24 protein-coding genes are annotated in these 19,986 nt (G+C 38.7%); all 24 read right to left on the bottom strand.

The features are described from left to right. Window positions 1-9: 9 nt before the first annotated feature. The 24 genes from LMB57_RS05915 to LMB57_RS05810 all read right to left on the bottom strand — a co-directional run bounded on the left by LMB57_RS05915 (window position 10) and on the right by LMB57_RS05810 (window position 19,956). The gene (locus LMB57_RS05915) at window positions 10-432 is read right to left on the bottom strand and encodes a phage holin, LLH family (protein ID WP_229278127.1); all 423 of its coding nucleotides are present in this window, start codon (window positions 430-432) and stop codon (window positions 10-12) included. Then, a complete protein-coding gene (locus LMB57_RS05910; RefSeq protein ID WP_229278126.1) occupies window positions 407-832 on the bottom strand; it encodes a phage holin family protein in 426 nt (141 codons plus the stop codon). The genes LMB57_RS05915 and LMB57_RS05910 overlap by 26 nt, the downstream gene beginning before the upstream one ends. Before the next feature lie 103 nt (window positions 833-935). Further along, complete coding sequence (locus LMB57_RS09895; RefSeq protein ID WP_418887477.1) at window positions 936-1,043, bottom strand: XkdX family protein; 108 nt, start codon at window positions 1,041-1,043, stop codon at window positions 936-938. 45 nt (window positions 1,044-1,088) lie between these two features. Then, complete coding sequence (locus LMB57_RS05905) at window positions 1,089-1,448, bottom strand: hypothetical protein (protein WP_229278125.1); 360 nt, start codon at window positions 1,446-1,448, stop codon at window positions 1,089-1,091. 12 nt (window positions 1,449-1,460) lie between these two features. Further along, entirely contained in the window at window positions 1,461-2,222 is a 762-nt protein-coding gene (locus tag LMB57_RS05900; RefSeq protein WP_229278124.1) for a hypothetical protein, read from the bottom strand. After that, window positions 2,222-3,952: a BppU family phage baseplate upper protein gene (locus tag LMB57_RS05895; RefSeq protein ID WP_229278123.1), complete on the bottom strand. Its 1,731-nt coding sequence runs from the start codon at window positions 3,950-3,952 to the stop codon at window positions 2,222-2,224. Before LMB57_RS05895 ends, LMB57_RS05900 begins: the two co-directional genes overlap by 1 nt. 8 nt (window positions 3,953-3,960) lie before the next feature. Further along, complete coding sequence (locus tag LMB57_RS05890; protein ID WP_229278122.1) at window positions 3,961-4,347, bottom strand: hypothetical protein; 387 nt, start codon at window positions 4,345-4,347, stop codon at window positions 3,961-3,963. Window positions 4,348-4,381: 34 nt separating this feature from the next. Next, complete coding sequence (locus LMB57_RS05885) at window positions 4,382-4,684, bottom strand: hypothetical protein (protein WP_229278121.1); 303 nt, start codon at window positions 4,682-4,684, stop codon at window positions 4,382-4,384. Continuing rightward, complete coding sequence (locus LMB57_RS05880) at window positions 4,677-6,803, bottom strand: phage tail protein (RefSeq protein WP_229278120.1); 2,127 nt, start codon at window positions 6,801-6,803, stop codon at window positions 4,677-4,679. Before LMB57_RS05880 ends, LMB57_RS05885 begins: the two co-directional genes overlap by 8 nt. Before the next feature lie 9 nt (window positions 6,804-6,812). Beyond that, window positions 6,813-7,631: a phage tail domain-containing protein gene (locus LMB57_RS05875; protein WP_229278119.1), complete on the bottom strand. Its 819-nt coding sequence runs from the start codon at window positions 7,629-7,631 to the stop codon at window positions 6,813-6,815. Further along, the gene (locus LMB57_RS05870; RefSeq protein WP_229278118.1) at window positions 7,631-12,100 is read right to left on the bottom strand and encodes a tape measure protein; all 4,470 of its coding nucleotides are present in this window, start codon (window positions 12,098-12,100) and stop codon (window positions 7,631-7,633) included. Before LMB57_RS05870 ends, LMB57_RS05875 begins: the two co-directional genes overlap by 1 nt. Before the next feature lie 18 nt (window positions 12,101-12,118). Beyond that, window positions 12,119-12,724 carry a Gp15 family bacteriophage protein gene (locus tag LMB57_RS05865; RefSeq protein ID WP_229278117.1) on the bottom strand — a complete coding sequence of 202 codons (606 nt, stop codon included), beginning with the start codon at window positions 12,722-12,724 and terminating at the stop codon, window positions 12,119-12,121. Between the two features lie 2 nt (window positions 12,725-12,726). Continuing rightward, entirely contained in the window at window positions 12,727-13,179 is a 453-nt protein-coding gene (locus tag LMB57_RS05860; RefSeq protein ID WP_229278116.1) for a hypothetical protein, read from the bottom strand. 52 nt (window positions 13,180-13,231) lie between these two features. Beyond that, window positions 13,232-13,774, bottom strand: a complete 543-nt coding sequence (locus LMB57_RS05855) for a phage tail tube protein (protein WP_229278115.1) — start codon at window positions 13,772-13,774, stop codon at window positions 13,232-13,234. Between the two features lie 5 nt (window positions 13,775-13,779). Continuing rightward, on the bottom strand, window positions 13,780-14,184 hold the full coding sequence (locus LMB57_RS05850; RefSeq protein ID WP_181388825.1) for a capsid protein: 405 nt from the start codon (window positions 14,182-14,184) through the stop codon (window positions 13,780-13,782). Then, window positions 14,162-14,593, bottom strand: coding sequence for a minor capsid protein (locus LMB57_RS05845; RefSeq protein WP_229278114.1), 432 nt, complete (start codon window positions 14,591-14,593; stop codon window positions 14,162-14,164). The genes LMB57_RS05850 and LMB57_RS05845 overlap by 23 nt, the downstream gene beginning before the upstream one ends. Continuing rightward, window positions 14,593-14,940, bottom strand: a complete 348-nt coding sequence (locus LMB57_RS05840) for a putative minor capsid protein (protein WP_229278113.1) — start codon at window positions 14,938-14,940, stop codon at window positions 14,593-14,595. The genes LMB57_RS05845 and LMB57_RS05840 overlap by 1 nt, the downstream gene beginning before the upstream one ends. Then, complete coding sequence (locus LMB57_RS05835; protein ID WP_229278112.1) at window positions 14,921-15,346, bottom strand: head-tail connector protein; 426 nt, start codon at window positions 15,344-15,346, stop codon at window positions 14,921-14,923. The genes LMB57_RS05840 and LMB57_RS05835 overlap by 20 nt, the downstream gene beginning before the upstream one ends. After that, entirely contained in the window at window positions 15,346-15,471 is a 126-nt protein-coding gene (locus tag LMB57_RS09805; protein ID WP_267493879.1) for a hypothetical protein, read from the bottom strand. The genes LMB57_RS05835 and LMB57_RS09805 overlap by 1 nt, the downstream gene beginning before the upstream one ends. A 44-nt stretch (window positions 15,472-15,515) precedes the next feature. After that, complete coding sequence (locus LMB57_RS05830; protein ID WP_229278111.1) at window positions 15,516-16,421, bottom strand: capsid protein; 906 nt, start codon at window positions 16,419-16,421, stop codon at window positions 15,516-15,518. Window positions 16,422-16,438: 17 nt separating this feature from the next. Continuing rightward, window positions 16,439-17,008, bottom strand: coding sequence for a phage scaffolding protein (locus LMB57_RS05825; protein ID WP_229278110.1), 570 nt, complete (start codon window positions 17,006-17,008; stop codon window positions 16,439-16,441). An 82-nt stretch (window positions 17,009-17,090) separates the two neighbouring features. Then, window positions 17,091-17,303 carry a hypothetical protein gene (locus LMB57_RS05820; RefSeq protein ID WP_229278109.1) on the bottom strand — a complete coding sequence of 71 codons (213 nt, stop codon included), beginning with the start codon at window positions 17,301-17,303 and terminating at the stop codon, window positions 17,091-17,093. Window positions 17,304-17,308: 5 nt separating this feature from the next. Further along, on the bottom strand, window positions 17,309-18,460 hold the full coding sequence (locus tag LMB57_RS05815; protein WP_229278108.1) for a phage minor capsid protein: 1,152 nt from the start codon (window positions 18,458-18,460) through the stop codon (window positions 17,309-17,311). A gap of 2 nt (window positions 18,461-18,462) precedes the next feature. Beyond that, the gene (locus LMB57_RS05810; RefSeq protein WP_229278107.1) at window positions 18,463-19,956 is read right to left on the bottom strand and encodes a phage portal protein; all 1,494 of its coding nucleotides are present in this window, start codon (window positions 19,954-19,956) and stop codon (window positions 18,463-18,465) included. Between the last annotated feature and the right edge of the window lie 30 nt (window positions 19,957-19,986).

Raw genomic sequence — 19,986 nt, 5'->3', positions numbered from 1 at the left:
CTTTGCCTCCTATAGGGTGCCAACTGGTTGAGTATTATTAACATTGTCTACTTTCTTTGTTTCAGTAGATTGTGTAGGTTTCTTATCTGGGTCAATTGTTGGCGTTAGTGTTGATAGTTCATAAGCGGACTGAACTGCTGCTTGAACTTGTTTCATATCTACATGCAGACCCTTGTTAGCAAGGTATGCTTGTACTTGAGTAACGGCTTCAACAAACTTAGCTTGACCAGTCATGTCCTTGCCGACAAGTGAATCAACCACTGTCACGGATACTCGTTGAAGCAACGTCCACAATTCCTTTTGCTGAACGGTTTTAGCGTGCTTGATCTTGCTTTCAACAAATGGCTTGCCAACCGCAAAGCCAAAATAAAAGAGCCACGCAAGGAGCCCTGAATTAAAAATTAAATTAATAGTGGTGTTTAGTGTGTTCATGTTGTTCCTCCTTGTATTGATCACTTAACTTATAGATATATTTCTTTAACCATTCGGGCACTGGTAAGCCCATTTGCCCCCAATTTTCGACAATTGAGACAGCATAGAACATAATATAGAAGCCTATAAATGTATCAGCTGCATTTTTCATTCCGTTTAATTCAAGCATTGGATAGAGTGTTAATATGACTAACAATAGAATCCCGTGCTTAATCAATCCCGCTGTTCCTTTACTTGAAGTTGTATGATGAGTAATAACGCTTTTTGCAAAGCCTGTTACAATATCAATGATGACTACCCAAACAAACAGCCAAATTATTTGATTGTCTTCCATTCCTTGAAAATGCTGGAAATATAATTGATGATATGGTGGCACTGGTGCCACCGCTAGTAAGTGCATTAGTGCTATTCCTCCCATATAAAGCCGCCCATAATAAAAGCCCCGCTCGTTTGAGTGAGGCTTATTTATGTATTGTGTATTTCTATGACGACTAGATTTGATACTATGCAGGTTGCGGTTCGGTTGCTGTGTCATAGTCTTGACCGGTGATTTGTTTGTACTCGTCTTTTGTAATCATATTTGCCATTACAAACGTTTTAACATTATCAATGTGTGTACCAACCGGCTTGATATGACTGTTGAACTAAAGCAAACATTAATTAGCCTCCTTAACTTTCATTTGTGCAATTTGTAACGCTAATTTGGAATTTAATTCCTGCTGGCTCGCTTGAAATTGTGCCTGTTGTAACGCCAACTGGGCAATCATTTTCTGCTCCGGATTAGCAACTGGCTTAGGGGCCTCTGGAATAATTCTCTTTTCGTTTGTTAATGCAGGAATGCTATGCATATAAGCCGTTTCGCTGTAATCGTGCCATGTAGTCCCATCAAAATTTGAACGATTTGTTGGCGTAAAATCAGGCGCAATTGTAGTTTCGTGCAGCTCTAACTTATAACCATCGGCAACCTGCTTTGTACCTTTATAGAAGCCGTTTTCATCAAACAGATAAACAATCATTAATAATTCCTCCTAACTAAGAACCGGATAGTTAAATGTTCCATGTAAAGTAATCGGCTTCGTTTTATCAAGTCCTTCTTGGTATGAATAAGTACTATCTTCAACCACCAAATTACCCGCATTATTAAGCAACGTATCTAAAGTAAACCAGTGTCCGTTGTTTTTAATGATGAAGGTGTTGTAGTAACCAGCTGAATTAAGATGAGGTTGTGGTAATCCAGAGAGTATTATATCTTCCCATCTAATATCAGCATTACTACGAGTAGCACTAATCGTAACTGTTACATGATTACCAGTTCGTACAACATTAGTTGCTGCCATCGTATCGCTCAATTTATTGTCGACCCAATTTTGACCGAAAGAAAAGCTTGGATAATCTTGATAATCATATTTTGTAATTGTTAAATCTTGTCCGCCAAAATCAGACAACTTCTTAAATTCTTGATTAAAGAGTGGCCGAAAATAATTATCACGGTTTGTATATTCAATCACAGCAGTGACGCTTGATTTCAACAAATTAGTAATAACAAGTATGGTCCATTTTTGATCGTAACTTCTAAGAATATGCGGATCAAAAATGTTATCTCCTGCAATCAAACGCACATCAAAGCCAACACCAGTATTACCAATTAGATAGACTCCCGTTGCCATTCTATCGTTTGTATATGTTGAAAATGTAATTTTAAATTCTGCCGCTTGAATAAAAGGCAGTCTAATAATCGGTGTATATAAACTTGTGTCAGTGAAAATACTGGTAGTTACTCTTATTTTCATTAGATTACCCCTTTCTTATAAGCTCGAAGATATTCTTTGCCGGCATCTGATTGTAGAAGATCAGCATAAAACCATAACCAGACACCATCAAACAATTTAATCGTCTCTGATTGCATTAATCCTCGTAAGTAAAGGTAAGAAACCTTACCAGTGGGATCATCATAAACTGAACTAAAGTTCCAATTCCAAGTTTCGTCAAAGGCTGCCCAATTATTTTTAATCCCAAATTCTGACATAATTAAAGGCTTTTTGGGATAGAGAGAATGCACATAGAGGGCCATATTATAGAAGTTAACATCAATTCCTGTTGAAATATCAGTTAAAGTCGTTTCACGGTTTTTATCAGAAATTCTTGCATAGGAATTAATTAAAATTGAATCAACTATCTCTTGAACGTGCGGATCAGCAGACACAAAGTCTTGAAGCGATTGAAAACTAATATTAACCTTAAAAGTAGCACTGACAAGGTCTTGTAACACATTCCGAACATTACCAGAATATGGACTAGTTGCACCGTATAAGTCGCCACGCTCATTGAAAAGAATTAGCGGCACTCCTGCTTCTGGCAATGCACTAGTCACCTTATCAACATTAGCCTTATAAGCTGCAAAGAACTCGCTTACCCCATAAGACTTAATGTCATCAATCGATGTTTCGCAATGAAATTTATAACCGGCAATGGATAACCCTTTTGATTTAGCATAAGCGATTGCTTGCTTGAATGTATCTAGATTTTCCAAAACAACAAGTTTTCCGCCAGTAATGTATTGACGGAAAATTAATGTTACCCCATCAACCAGCGGTGCCATTTGGTCAATCTCGTTCTTTATTGAATCTAAGGTCGAAGTATAGACTCCACCTGAATGAGACAAATCAAGGTTTGACCAATAACCGTTATAAACTATTTGCTTGCGGATATTAGTAGTTGCTAAGCCATAAGATTTAATTTCTGCAATTGCTGCATCAACTTTTTGATTAACTGAATTTGTTAATTGGTCAGAAAGACTTTGTTTAAACGCATCTGCTTCCTGCTCGGTGAATATATGATTATCTTTAATTTTTGCTGATAGATTATCAATACCTTGCTGTGCCTCTTGAAGACCACTTCTAACATCGGCTCCTAATTTTAAAAGCTGATCAGCAGCATCGTTAAGACGCTTAGCTGCTTCTTCATATAATGTTTGAGTATCAGCCTTAAATTTCTTTTCTCCATCAAGTAATTGATTGAGAATATCATTAAATGGACTAATGTAATCAGAAGGCACCATATCGGCAAAGACGAAATCTTCTAAGACGGATAAATCAAACTCCAATGTCGCAATACATTTATAATCAGACAATCGGATCAAGCGGAAATAAGCCTGTTTATATGTTCCTGCAACTGCAAAGGCTTGCGCTGGGAATGTATAACGAAATCGTCCATGTAAACCATCAACAACTACTGAACTGTTATCAATGACACGATACGACTGTTGCTTGCCATCAAATGGTGTTCGTCCACAGAATTGGAGAATATAACCAGTTATATCGTATGGTTCGTTGGCTTTCCCTTGTTGGATATTTACAAAAACTTGTCGTAAATTATCCATCTGCAGTCGTCCTTGAACCCAGTTATTACTTTGAACATTTACACCAGAACCATTGCCAAACGTTAATTCAAAGTCTTTAAGCGACTGGGGTTTTAAGGGTTCACGGCGATCTTCTGTTAGATTAAAAGTTAATTCCATCATTTTTCCTATCACCCCTTAATAATGTTTTTTATCAATTCTTGCATTTGTGCATCCTCTAATGCTCTAGTTAGCATTGTTATAAATGTTGAGCCATCCGAACCCCAAGCAACACGTTCGGCTTTATGATCCATATAAGATTTAGCAGCTTCAACTTCGCCATGAGTAGCGCTATTAGCTTCAAGCTTTTTAATGCGCTTTTCGAGGTCATCATCAGCGCTTTGTCGTGCTGCCTTTTCAGCATCGTCACCTTTCTTACGATCTGCCACTTCATCAGACAGAGCTTGATCATCGTCTTCGTCCTCTTGTTCAATCGCTTCAAAATTCTCAATCATCTGGTTTCGCATTTCTTGGCCATCGAGTGAAATATCATGTTTGTGTGGCACTTCAAAAGCCATAGCATCCCCTTCTTTCTGAAAAAGGAGCCGTTAATTACGACTCCTTTTCTTTTTCTTCACTTTTCTTAATCTTCTTGGTTTGTGGCTTGCCATCATTACTTACAGATAATTCCCATAAAGTACCATCGTCTGAACGAAAAATAAATTTATCGAAAATCAACTCACTAATTCGACCTGCATCGGTTTCTTGATGAAAATGCCGGCCATCGGTTCCTTCCTGAACTATAAAAGTTTGGCCATAGTCTGGAGAATAACCTTTCCCGAACTCTCCTGTCTTTGAGTCAAACATTGGTTCGTTAATTACAGCACGTTGTACAAGTGTTTCTTGATTATCCATTCTCTTCACTTTCCTTCTTAACGTTGATAGTTTGAATATCATCAAAGGTGACTGGTGGGGTAACTGTTTCTGGTTTCTTTGGCGCTTTATGCAATGCTGCATTAGCTTGATTTTCTCGGTTATTCCATTCATCAATTCCGAAAATCTTATTACCAAAAGTTACTGTATCGGTTTGTGTTGTGTCACGATCACGATAACGAGTATAACTTTGAATTCTGACATTAACATCAATCCCATACCGATCACGTAAATACCCATAATTGCCGACTGCTATCTCGTTCTTAATACCGTGTGAAAATGCATCTTTGAACGTAATCCAGTCGGTTGTGTATTGTACGTCCGGGTAATCATGGATCTGTTTCTTTAACGCTGCCATCAAAGTATCTTGATCGGTAATCGTATCACTACTAAACGGATCAGCCCAAATCTTACCCCACTTATCATCAGCGGCCATTGGACTATCGTATTCACCCTGACAAGTGTATTGAGTAGTTGTATCTGACGATGTATCAGTATCGCTACTAGAATCATCTGAACTATCATCCCCACCACCAACTTTAGCGGCCATTGCAGAATTGCGAATAGCAAAATCTGGTGGCCATGCACTGATTGCTTGAATAACTGTTCCTCGTTCTGGATTAGCCGCCATTTCTAGCATATTGCTATCAAGAGCCAATGCTACGTGATAAGTACGTCCACGAGCACCCCAGAAGAGCATATCGCCTTCTTGGTATGGTGGGCCAACTACTTGCCCTTGATATTCTTCGTAGGTTGTTGGCTGATGCATTGGTATACCGAAATGATTATAGATATAAGCAACGAAGCCGGAACAGTCCCAGCCACTTGGTGAATTACCACCCCAGACATAAGGTACCCCTGCATATTGACGAGCAAAAGCGGCAATTTGACCACTTCCACCGCCTCCGCTTGGTGCTTGAACAGTATGGCCACCCCAGCCTTTGATTGTGCTAACACAACCAGCTAAGGGCTTACCCATACTAGCATTACCTGATCTGCCGGCTAATTCCCAAACGACCGCCGCAGTAGCTTGTAGGTACAGCCGGCCAATTGTTCCTTTGCCATAGTCTTGTTCCCATTTTGATTGCAAGTTCGGATCCGGACTGATTGAACCCTCTGCAGCTGACCAGGCTGGATTTAACGTATCGCTGTAAGCAATGCTTTTAATCCAATTACAAACAACTACCGCATCGTTGTACGGATCACCATGTGGATATGACCAGTGATTAAGCCATCCCATATTAGAGTTTTGCTCTTGTAGTTCATAAGCAAAGAACCATTCGGGGCTAATGCCAGCATTCTTCACCGTGTCATACAGCCTATTGACGTCTACACCTCGTGCCTTAACCTTATCTGAACGGTTAGCAAAGTCTTGACACATCTGTTGCTTATTAACGCCAAAATCAGCATTAATCATGGACTTGGCAAAACCCTCAACGCTATCAAGATTACCGTTACCACCGTTATTCTGTACATCAATCTGTTTACCAGTCCCTTTAATTGCAGTCGTGATGGTTGTGTAGTCTTCGTTGACCTGTATTTTTGACGTATTAACCCGGTCAATAAATACAAACGAGTCTTTTTTACCAATTTCTTTTGCAAAATGGATTGTGCAATTATCAAACCAGTATTCAATATCAAAAGCTGACGCAATGGAGCTTAGAATATCATCCCCGTGTGCATTCCCTAGACTGTCGCTCCCAAAGTCATGATCACTAATATTATCATCAATCGAATACTTGAACTTGGTACCACCCGTAAGCAAGTCACAGCAAGCTTTTAACGATTGGCTACCTGTTACCGTGTTCTCAATATAATAATCATGCAGATCATGAGCAATGTGGATAGTAGTAATCGCATATACCCGAAACCTTGCAGTAGGAACCGGATTAGAAGAAGCAATTCGGTATTGCTGGCCAGTTGTCGGATCAGTAATAATCACTCGGGGCATAATCATCTTTTCAGCGGCCTCATTCGCTCCGTCACCGATAAAGCTAAAGTTCATGGTGGGGAATGATTTAAGCGTATCAGTTACCGCCACATTATAAGCCTGTACGGTTGCCTCTTTGCCGGCGGGCGATCTAATTGGTAAATCCAGCATTTTAACCTCCTAATAATAAAAGCGAGTATCAAATTTAATCGTGAAGTTACTAGCTCCATCAATATGAATCTGATTCTCGCCTGTATAAAAGTCTAAGTAATTATGATCCCCAGCCATGTAAAGCTGCTCATCATTAATTGTGGGAATGAGTCCTGTAATCACCACGTTATCTTTTACAGACACGCTCTTGGTAATTTTAAGTGCTTGCCCACTCGTTTTATTAGTAATGGTAAAGCCGTTTGGTGCATCCCCATTAAATTCAATTGTTACCGGGTGCTCATCTGCAGTTAATGGAATAACTCCCGCATTATAAAAAACAAAGTCGCTCTGATTAGTGAAGGTATATTGCCACTTATGGCTAAACAACTTCATTCCTAATCCAATACCTTTACCACTCGCTAAGTCGTACTCCTGGGTAGTAAATGAGCTTTCCGCATAACCAGTCGGACAATCAAGGTTAATCTGCACGTTGGACGCTCGCCAAAAAGAATTGTCACGGCTAACTGAGGCCGTTTCAGCGTAGACTTTCCAACGAATATCCTTAGCGGCGACATCATAAACATAAAAAGGCTCATGACTTTGCAAGAGTCGATTGAGCTTCATTCTTTGCAGAAATAAGTCGTTAGGATCCGTAGCAAGTACATTAAGTGTTAAGGGGAGGACTAGCTGTTGAGCTTGAACATCTGTAAGAGTGGCTCCATAGTTTCCAATTTGTTGATAGGTATAGTTATATGCGGTTGTTGGTGGGTCGAACTTTTTTACACGAAAGCCCATCTTATCAAGATCATATATTGTCCCATCCTGTTTTTGAAAAATAATGGTACTCACTAATAGACACCTCCTAATGGTTGGCCGTTACCAACCGGCACAGCACCGCCAACGCCATTAATAATAACTTCGTGGCTACGCATTGCTTTCAATGTTGGGTAAACGGCCCGGCTGACTTGTTTACTGTCAATATTCATCGTGATGTTAATATTTCCATCAACACGTGGCTGAGCCTGTTGAGTATTTGAAGCAGCTTGAACATGATTATTGCCTGTACTAATAAATGGCAACATATTATTGGCTGACTGCTTAGCTTCGTTGATAATCTTACTCAAATTGCCGGCAAAGCCATTGGGATTAACTTTGGCCCGTGCTTCAATAGCTTCGGCAATATGATCTTCGGACGTATCACGAGCTGGATTAATGGCAACTTCTGGTTCGCCTGGTACTTCGCCAAAAATTGAGAGCTTATCAGCCCATCCCCCATTAGCATAGCGTCTACCACCACGAGGACTCCAACCACCAAGCGTTAAGTCTGAACGCCATGTTGAGTCATTAAACATGGCTAATAATTGATCGTATGGTTTCATAATATTGGTATGTCCTGGCATCGCATAATTATCAAATGTTGATTGAACAAATTGCAATATACCTTTAGAGGGATGTCCTGCCTTAGCATTGCTATCCCAATGATTTACTGCATCTGATCGTCCGCCAGACTCATGTTGAATAACATTCAAGATATGAGCAATATCTCCAGCACTTATATCGACCTTCATTTTATGCGCTGCACGTCTTATTAAGGACGGACTTACAGGCCCATTACCACCTATTTCATCAAGTTTTTCTTCTTGCTTTTTTAATAAACTAGTGAACCAGTGTTCTCCCCAATGAGGAATCTTATTTTTTGCACCATCATCCGCAATATCATGCCACATAACTTTAGCTGTATTTGTTCCTTTAGTATAAATTTTAATTAAAGTACCTAAAGGATCTTTAAGAGCATCTTCAATGGCATCTATTTTGTCGTCAATCATATCTTCAAGATTATTTATTTTAGAGCTTGCATAATTCCATGCTTTTCCAAACCAATCACCAAAACCACCTTCGTATCTAGGAAGTCCAAACATTTTAGCGGTTTGTTTAGCCGGCATAACAGCATCCCCTGGTTGTAAATAAGTTAAAACATTGCGACCTTCGGGGATTTCAACTTTACCAGTATTTCTGAAAATTGCTTCACGATAAATGCTACTATCTTCGTCATTAACAAGAGCTAATGAGCTTTCACCTTGTCGTCCTCCAGTTCCGTTTGCAAGTTTCTTCATATGCGGAACACTTACTTTGGCCCCAAAAAAGCCCGCTACTTTTTCTAATCCATCAGCACCAGTATTCCAAAATCCACCAATAGCATTAATGCCATCAGCCACGACACTCTTTATAGTATTCCAAATTCCTTTTACCTTATCTGCGATAGCATCCCATATATTATCCCAGATCTTTTTAATACTGTTCATAGCATCACTAATACTATCTTTCATGTCGTCAAACTTATTAACAACAAATTTCCAAATACCACCTAATACTTGGCTAATAACCCTTTCAATATTGTTCCACACTTTACTAGTATGATTTGAAACAGTATTCCAGGCCCAAGTTATTATCTTAGTTATTTCTCGAAAAATTTTATTGATAGGCTTAAAAACTGCATTAATCGCCTTAATAATTATTTTTGATATACCGTTCCATACTTTTGACGTTACTTTACTAATGTTATTCCACGAACTTTGAACAGTCTTTACAATCACTTTGAGGACACGCTCAATTGGCTTTTTAATCGTATTAAAAGCTTTTGTAATTACTTTTGTAATCTCTTTCCATGCTTTTGAAGTAGTTTTACTTATACTCTTCCAAGTTCGTTGCAATGACTTGGAAATAGTATTAACTACTTTAATTACCGGTTTTTCCAGTTTTTGCCATACTTTAACTATGGCAGCTGTAAGTAAGACAAAGGGTGCTAAAACTGCAATTTCTAGTCCCTTTGCCAATGTTACTAAAATCTTTTTTAATCCGTTAAAAACCTTAATAACAGGTTTAGTAATACCATCCCAAATTTTACCAATATCACTAACAATTTTAGAAAATTCTTTTTTTACTGGTGAAGCGATTCCTTTTACTGCTTTGGCAATTGTAGTTTTGATCGATATAAAAGATTTTTCAATTTGTGGCTTAATCTTACTAAGATTTTTGCCAACTTCACCTCCGCCTTTAGCGCCAAACGTACCACCAACAGCTGAACCAATTAAGCTTCCTACCCCTGCTCCAACTGCAGTACCTGCACCTGGAATAAAGGAACCAAGAGCACCTCCAATCCATGCTCCTGTCATACCACCTGCAGCGGTACCACCAGTAGCACCAATAGCACGGCCAATTTTCTCATTACGATTTTGTCTATTGATACCAACTAGCTCTGTACCACCAGCAATTAACGATCCTACAATTGGAATACGACTAGCTGTTCGACGAATAATACCCCGTTCTGCTGTCCTTATAGCAACTTTTCCAGCACTATTTTCCATTACCGATGCCGGACCTGTAATAGCCTGTTTAGCGGTTGATATACCAAACAAATGGTCAATTCCACGGCCAAATATTCTACCAGCTTTAGTGGCCTTTGTTGATTGTACTCCGCCACTTGCAACTTCTTCGGCATTAGTTGCTAAAGACTCACCTCTTGCTCCTGCTCCAATTCCTTTAAAAACACCAGAAAGTCCTTTAATTCCAACAATATCTTTCAAAATTCCGTAGAAAGACGTTAGAGCATCTATCGAATCATATATCTTTTTAGTTGCAAACATTGCCATAAAAATTACTGTGAAAGCTTTTATGGCATCTTTGTGATTCAAAATCGCTTTAAGAATACTGTCAAAATCTTCTAAGGCTCCATGAGCATCTTTGGATTTGTCATTAGCAAGACCAAACATTGAAGCAATAGTGTGGATAATATCAGCAAAAACCTGCCAAACAGTAGAGCCGATAATACCGATAATTTTTCCTAAATTACCTATTACATCAACAATCGTATCTTTATGATTACCGATATAATCAAGTACGGCCATAACGCCTTTAAGAATGGTACCCAGAGCATCACTAAGTAAACTAGCATATTTATCCAGCATTTTATCTGACAGAATATTTCTCAAATCTTCTGAGAGCTTTTTACTGCCTTTAAATGACTGCATAGTCACTTTTCCCCATAACATCTGCCAGCGTGATTGAATGTACATTTGCATACCAGTAAAAGAAGTCATTGCTTCTTGCGTACCGCTTTTGTACTTAGTCCCTAACCAATCTAGTGCTTCGGTAAAATCTTTTGCAGTTAATTTACCTTTAGCAGATAACTCATACAGTTGTTTCATCGACTTACCGGTTGCCTTCTGCAATGCTTCCCCAAACATCGGGAAACGGTTAATCATAACAGACATGTCTTCTGCATTGGCTTTACCACCGGCCACAATCTTTGAGAATTGCTCCCCTGCTTCTGCTAATTGATCATTAGACATATGCAAAGTAGAACCCAAACGAATAAAATCAGTAGTCCAATCTTTAGTCTCCTTAACGCTTGAATGAACGTGGTAGAAGGATTGAGCCATTCGGTCAACAGTGCTTGCAGCATAAATTGAATGCTGAGCCATATTGTTGATAAAGTCGACCAGCGTTGTACCATCTTTAGGAGCCTCAGTGGTTAACGCCGTCCAAACCGTCTTCATTCGGTCTTGCTCAACGTTATATTCCATTCCTGCTTTTGCAGCACTGATTAATCCGTTTTTTATTGCATTAATCCCATTAATTGCCAATCCACCGGCAAACGTACCAGCCATAATCTCTTTTAAGTGGCTAAAACTATGGCTCGTTTGATTAGCTTGTTGTTGAACTTTTTTTAGCGGTAATGACGCTTTGTCGTTAAGCTTAACCTCTGTTATCAACCTAGCAGGCATCTTGTGTAGTAGTTCCTCATAGTTGATAACTTCGCCTTTTTGAGCCTTAGCAATCAGCTCTGTTAACTGCTTCTTAGGAATTTTCTTTAATAATTGATCAAAATTTGCAATCCCTTGCTCTTTGGCTTGTGCAATTAACTCTGTCCTAACTTTTTTGGGAATCTTAGTGACTTTTTTCTGCAAGCCATCAATCTGTTGGCTAGCTGAATCAGTATCAGCAGTTGGCTCTATTTTAGGCTTTTCATCCCCCAACTTCTTGCTCTTTTTGTCTAACTCATCAAGAGCTTTTTCAGCTGGAATCTTTTCGACATCAACATGAATAACGCCTTTTTCATCAGTCCACCTTTTAATATTAGTAACCATTTCTTTGGCTTTTTCAGTGGATTTATTGATATTGCTTTCGATACTTTTTTCAGCTTTATTACCTGCATCCTTACCCGTATCTTTAAGGGTTTGGTCAAGTTCTTTTGAGGCTTGTTGTGCCTGATCTTTATGCAAGATGACATCAATATTAACTGTACTATCTGCTGCCACTCATTTTCCCTCCTTTCGTTAAGACGTAGCCCAACTTCTCAACGTTTGCGCTAAATTAGCAAATTGAGCTTCTTTAGCTTTCTGAGTTTTATTAATATCAAGTTCGTAATATTGCTTTGCTTCGGTTAATTTTGCTAAAGCTTCTCCTTGATAATCTTTAGGATCGCGTGTCCGAATATCAATTATTCTTTGCAAATAAGTATTTGGCCCTAATCCTTGAAAAAGTGCTTTAAATTTATCCCAATGTAATTGTCCTTGAACGTCAATTAGATCTATTCCGTATTGCTCATAGAAGCTTGAATAAATAGCCTCTGCATCCTGTTGAAATGAATATAAGCGTCGAGGATCTCGAATAACTTCTTTAGCATCTTCAACATCATTTCCGTAAGGCTTCATAGATATATACTTACCAATTTGTTTGAAAGCATTAATTGTAAAATCGGCATCATTTGGTTCGCAGCCCAAGAACATTTCAAATGCAGTCATTACCTTATCTGCATCTGATAATCTTTCATCATCCAGCATTTCATAAAAGCTTAATACAACATCAAAAGATAAATTCACTTTATAGCTTTTAGACCTATAAACTAATTCATCCCCTAATGGTTTAGTTAATGAAAGCATGATTATTTACGCTTCTTTTTAGCATAGTAATTTTTAATGGCTTTCTTTTTATTTTTTAAATTAGTTTTTTGATCGCTATTAAGTTGATCATTTAACTTCACTAATTCATTTGCTACAGCCCCAAGAACATAGGTAGATTTACCATAGAAGTCATAAAGTCTTTTTCCTTCGCCTTTGCCCAAAATACTATCTAATGAATCAAAGAGATTATTCAAAGCTTTATTAAACGCTTCATGCATAAACTTCTTTCGTTGATCCACATTCATGTTTTCCTCAAAGTCTTTTCTTTGTTTATTAAGTTCGTCTAACAAGCTGACCTCAGCAATTTGCAAATCAGCAGTTTTTTTATACATTTCATCATTAAAGGTTAAATTATAGGTTTTCTTACCAATAGTTACATTACGTGTAAGGCTAAAATTAAATTTTTCATCCAAGTTTACGTTGATTGCAGTCATTATGTATTATTCCTCCTATCGTCTCATATCACTCGTCTCTGTTATTTAATTTTTACTTAGTTGCCGGTACAAACTTAGGTTTACCATTAAATACTGCTACAAAACTAAATGTTTGCTTAGCTCCTGGTTGCCCACCAGCAGGAACAATATTAGTTAAGGTCACAACTCCGTAAACCTGCGAGCCATCTGCAAACGTTACCCGCATTAAAGTCTTTAAGTTATCACCAATTTCTAACATTTTAGAGGCAATGTAATCTTGTGCCTTATCGCCATATACACGGTGGCCGGCTACAGTAAATTGATAACGTTTAGATGTTACATCTGATGTACCAAAACCTTCGCCATCATAATATTCATCATTAGCAGTAGTATCATTCTCAGCAGGCGTTAAGTTATTAATTCCCGCAGCTAAACGTGCCCAATTTGCTTTAGTAATATCATCAGCATTTTGCAACCCATCAATCGCAATTTCAATTTTGTTTTGCCAGTTAAGTAAAAATTTGCCAATAGTAGTCGGTGCTGTTTCTTCTCCTGATACGGAACTTGGTCCTTGTGCTTGTGGTAATACGCCACCATTTGTGACTTCATCAGCCATTTAAATCATCCTTTCTCGTTAAATGTGTCTACCGTTACTTTAAAATCAAGAACATACGTCACTTCTCCACTTGTATCAGCCATTGTCGGTTGCGGAAATGACACAATATCCAATTTATTAAAAATAAAAGAGCCGTCCTTAGACACGACTCCATAATCATTGTTACCAAGCACATCAGCAATCTGCCATAGTACCTGGTTAATCATCCCCTCATCATCACCACGCATTGCAATTTCCATAAAGAACTGCTCAGTCTTATTTCCACCGTAATCTTCCTCAATCACACGGGAATTAGGTAATGCTTGCAGGCGTAGTTCAGGACTATGCTTGCCGTCAATATAACCCAAATAGAGCTTTACGGGTAATTCTAGGGAGTTGATCTGGTCTTTAATCCTTTCCTTTAGATCCATCTGGGTCACCTTCATTTGGTCCATGCGGTATAAACGTAGGGACGTGCTTACCCTTGAAGGAGTTAGCAACTATTCTGTGCCAATCATCCCCATATATTGATTGAGCTTTTAAGTCCCATCGTTTTGTAGCTTGTTCATGAATTGCTGTCGTGTAATTAGTTACTGGATGGCCATTTACCATTCCATAAAACTGCGCTTTAGCATATGGAGCATTATAAACAATTGTTCGCTTATTTCCGTCTAAATGAACCGTATTTGCCATGTGGGGATGATATTTGCCACTATACGGAACAAATTGGTCCATATCATCCATCATTTGATTAGCTAGGTCTTCTGTTGCTTTACCAAATGCATCATCGTTAAACATTTGAGCCAAGCTTTTTCCCTTAAGAAATACTTGAACACTCATTAAAGCACCTCCAACTCATAGGAGTACACCTTGTTACTATAAGGCTCTCGGTTATCCACAATATTTGTAATTGTGTAGTCCCGGTTTTCAAAAGTAAGGTGGTTTCCTATCCAATCTGGTGTAATCTGTGGCAACGGATCCGAAATTTGCGCAAATAAAAAGACAATCGCATTTGCTGTGATTGTCCGGCTATTATTTGAACCCGAATAAATTGTTTGCGGTTGTACCAGTACGTTATTGACTGGCATATCAACCGTTTTTTGTTTGCCGTAATCGTCCTCTTCACCGCTTGCAATATGCAAAACAATAGATTGATTACATAGACGTTTAGGAATGCGTGGAAGCATAATCATCACTCCCTCGGCCACGATATAGCAATCCATAGTGTGCCAATAAGCGGTAAGCCTCTTTGCAAACACCGTGAATCATTCCATCACTAACAACATGATTACTTGGCTGTAATGATAGCCGGCCAATAGAAATGCTAGTAAAATCATCCCCGTTAGCATATGAAGCAGTAATTCCTGTCTGATTAATAAAATCAATCTGCTCACAGATAGCCGTTTTATAAGCATCAACTCGCTTTAAGTTTGGATCATCCTCAATTGAATGATCCTGATAGAAGTAGTCAATTATCCCATCCACTGCTCGTTGCGCTTGGTGTTCGATCTTCTCAAATCCCTCAGCATTAGTAATATCACTAAAACCTAGATCGGTGTAATCAGCAAACGTTAAATGTGCTTCATACTTCATTAATTACCACCACCATTTACTAGCGCTAAAAGGTCCGGTTTAGTCATTGTGGTTTGATACTTAATTCCATGAGCGTCAAGGTAAGCCTTAATCTGATCTACCGTTTGTGTCTCTGTTGGTTTCACATCCCCAGTGGGGTTAAATTCCCCGCTTTGATTAGTTTGCGGGGCTAAGCTTTTGGGTCTGGCTTAGGATCATTACTTGCTGTTGAAGAGGATGGACTAGCAGCAACATAGATAGACTTCTTGGCATTATCGAATACTAAAATATCGTAGTATGACAAGCCCTTAATGGTTGTCCGATAGCCTGAACGGTCAGTTGAAGCGTCTAAAACGTCCACTGTATCGTATTTAACAATTGGTGCCAGTGCATAGAGTGGTACTGCCATAAAGTTGACAGTATCAGTAATTGTTAAGCCAGAAATCCGACTCTTGGCACAAGTAAGAATTGGCACACCACCATCTAATTGACCAACACGGCGATCAATACCATTGATTTGCTGAGTGTTAGTAGAGAAGTTCTTAGTAACGCCCTTTGCGTTCTTCAATGCACGATAGTAAGCGGAGGAAGCGAAAATAACATATCCACCCGGAATCTCATTATCGATCATATATTGTTCAAGATCATCGTAAGCGTCAAGCGCATTATCACTGGTAATTGTGTCGGTAACGAGTTTGCCGCCGTTTTTAGCAGTGTCATAAATCTTTTGCGCTGCAAACTTATCACGATGAGGAACAGTAATTAAGCGTTGGTGTTCACGTACAACGTTTGCAACTTGGTAAGCACCGTTTTCAGACATATCAAGTTGGTCAAGGTCATAACCAATCCAATCTTCTTGGCTTAGTTCAAATGACTCTTTATCAACACTAACGTTATGACGTTCATTGTCACCATTTCGCTTATATTCTTCTGCTTCGGCAAAGCCTGAAAGCTTGTTTACCCGTACAGTATGTACACCAGTAAAATCAGCAGCAGTAATTGACTTAGCGCCACCGGTTAAAGGTTGCCAGATTTGGGAATCGGCAGCAAATTCTTCATCAATAGCAGTTAAATCCTTTTGATCTAAAGCAATCATTTAATATCCTTCTTTCTTTATTCATTAGCTTCTTGCATTCGCTGAGCGATTCGGTCAACAAGCCCATCTCCAGAATTATTATTGTCGCTATTGCTAAACTTATTACTCAATGTAACGTTTGGCTTAGGCTGATCAGCTTCAAATAAGAAGCTGTTATCCTTCTTTACTGCGTCTAATTGTTCTGATAATCCATTCAATGAACCGTCATCGTTTACACTCACTTTTTCCGTGTCGATCAATGGAAGCACGGTCTTAATGTTCTTAGCCTTTGCATCACGTAATGCACCTTCAATTTTGAAGCTCTTATTTTGCTTTGCTAATTGATCTTGATAGTTCTGCTTAGCCGTTTTATTTTCATCTTGTAACTGCTTAATTTGGCCTTGAAGTTCTTCATTATCCTTAGCCGACTTTTTCAATGTGGTTAATTGCTCATCACGATCATCAATTTGCTTTTGCAAGCCATCTCGTTCACTAGTTAAACCACTGATTTTATCGTTTAAGGCATTAACATCTTTACCATTTTGGGCCATTACAAAATTGATTTGCTCTTCACTAAGGCCATGTTCCTTTAATTCTTCACGCTTCATTGCGATCGCTCCTTTACGTTAATTGTTGACGCAGATACGAACTGCGAGAATTGATTGCAAACTAAAAAAGCAGTTTTACGACTTACTTAGGTCGTTCAAGTTCAATACTTTCAATCTTTTTTAGTAATTCGGGGATGATTTTTATATCATCAATCCGGTTTAACGGTGGTAATGAAAGGTCTAAGTGCAATTTAACCATGCTACCAGCTGAAGAATCGATATTAATATTTTGAACATGAGGACTTACTAGGTCCGCTACAGGTTCGCCATCAAAAGTTTCAATATGTTCTTCCATCAACATCACGTCCTTATCTGTTCTCTATCATAATCACGCACAAGTATTTCTTTCCCTTTATCTTCGTTAGTTGATTTAATAAACTGCCGTAATTTTGCCTGTCGTGCCCGTATGAGCGTTTTAGCATGATTTACTTGTTCTTCATCATCTAATTGCTTAGCGGCCTCTAATCGCCGTTTGGCATCCCTGATTGAGCGTTCTTTTGCTCGCTGTTGCTGAACAAGTTTTCCGTTAGCAATTGCTTCTTTCGGATCATACTGTGGCTGATGGTTCGTGTTAACTCCTGGACGATACGGAAATAAGATATGACTGCAGTTAATTCCTTGAGTTCCTCCAGGTGTCCCATAACCGTGATTGTAAATGCTATCGTACTTATTGTTATAATTTGGACTTCCGGGCGGCACAATATTAACAACGTGGCCTTGAATCCAAGCACACGCCGGCCGACTATTAGGGTGACTACTCATTAAGGCTAAATGCAAATCATAATCTTTCATCCGTTGTAATCGCAAGGCATTATATGTTCGATTGACAGTAGTATTAACTACCAGCTTCGTATAACCATCAATCGACCAGTTATGGCCACCCTTATCGACAAGTCTGGTAGGCAAGCCACGATCAACAATGTGGTAAATAGCCTGCTTAACTGCCTTGTCATGTGTCATAGTGCCTGACAATGTATTTAACGTAGATTCGGTTAATATTTTCCTATACGCTCGTGTAACGGCTGATGTGCCATAATTACGAGTAACCAAGGATTCATTGACATTATTACTTAAATCAGTCCAAGTTTGGTCAATTAAAGCGTTCAAAACATTCATTGTTTCTTTTGAGACTGGTTTATCCTCATCTGTAAAATCTTTCAATTGATCATCAATTTCATCAATAATTTTCAAGCCATGAAACTTAATTAGATCAGTGATTGCCTGTTTGCTAATTCCATCAGCATGAGCAACTAGACTTACAGCTTTACGATTAAGCATCCCCAACTTTTGTAGTTGCTTAACTTGCCATGTTACTACATCATCTTTGTTAACATGCTTATAATCACCGCTTTTTATTATGTCGATAATCACAGTAAAGATTTGACTTTGTAATTGTGAGTACAAGTCAATCAGTTTTTGACCATCTTGTGCAAAGTTATCACGTGCAGTCATAACTATTCAGCTCCCGTATCTTCACCATCAGGACCATACGTTTCTTCTTGGGCGTTTGAACTATACTCTGGTTGCTCCTCCAAAGACTCTTGTACCCACTGTGAGGCCTCATCTTCACTAAGTCCAAAGTTGCGAATAAGGTACTGTTTCTTAGGCATGATTCCAGCACTAACAAGAGCTAATTCATCAGCTTTCTGTTTATCCTTATCAATAAATACCCCATCATCAAAGTGAACAGACAATTTAAGCTCATTGTCAGCGTCAAACTGGCAACGAGCTTTATTATCACTAAAAAATTCAGGTGTACTTGCTACTTCAAGAATTGCAGTAACTAATTGATTAAGAAATAACTCTACTTGGGTTAGATAACTTGATCTGGTTTGATAAGTAGTTGAGTTCTCACTAACTACTTCTGTCGCCGTTTTCACACTTTGGCCATCAAAAGAAAATGTGCCGGCACTGAATCCTGTCTGTTCTTCAAATTCACGTAAGAAGTAATCAATGGCCTCTTTATACGATGCTGTCCTAATATCACTAGTTAAATCAGTAATAGTCATAGACTCATCCCCATAGAAAGCTTCGTAAACATCCATATCAGGATCGAATCTAAGGGGATGTGATTCATCTGCTGTATTATGGCCATAAACTGTCCCAGGGCGTAACAGTTCTGCCGGCACAGCAATCCGGCGCTTACCCATTCTTATTTCGTGAACAAACTCGTCATGCGTCCGATTAATTGCATCAATAACATTTTTTGAATTATCAACAATTCCCATCCCCAACGGACTATCAAGGTCTCTATTATTTGCTCCTGGAGTTCGGAAATAGGCAAATAGCGGCTTTTTAATAACATCATGAAATGTGATAGTTTCCTGCATCCCCGGATAAATGCGATTAAGGGATACTTGATTACCTACGACTTCACTATCTGTGGATCGGTATAATTCGTTAGTAATGATATATGTTTCTGACCCGTTCCATTGATGAAACTCTAACAAAGTGTAATAAACAGTTTGTTTATTCTCCACTCGAGTAGAGCGACTAGCGAACACACATTCACTAATGTTATCTGTATTAGTGCGTAATGGGTAGAACTGAGTAGCGTTAGCCCAGGCAATACGGATATTATCTTGATCATCAACATATGGTCGAGCTGCTAAACCACCTAACGCAATTCCAGTCTCAAGATGCTGCTCAAATTGTAAATTAAAATGGTTAGCATCTATAATCCCTGCTAAAAGTTTATTCAATTGAGGATCATCTAATGACAATTCACATTGCTCATTAAAGATAATGGATGCTAAACGCTTTGAAGCCAATTTTGTAACATTTAGCGTATTCATTTTACGGTGACGCTTTACCCCATAGCTGTTTCGATAATGCACTAATGGTAAATCATCCCGATAATACTTTTTAGCAAGCTGAATACGGTTATACTCTGTCTGTTTGATTGCTACTCGGTCATCATCCGTGATCTGGTTTAAACTTTTAATCATCCCCAGCTTAACGCCTCCTTTCGTCAAGAA

Source organism: Limosilactobacillus secundus (genome assembly GCF_020784695.1).
In the GTDB taxonomy this organism is placed as follows: Bacteria; Bacillota; Bacilli; order Lactobacillales; family Lactobacillaceae; genus Limosilactobacillus; species Limosilactobacillus reuteri_F.
Note: the sequence above shows the minus strand (reverse complement) of the source record. Positions and strands in the feature narration are given on the sequence as shown.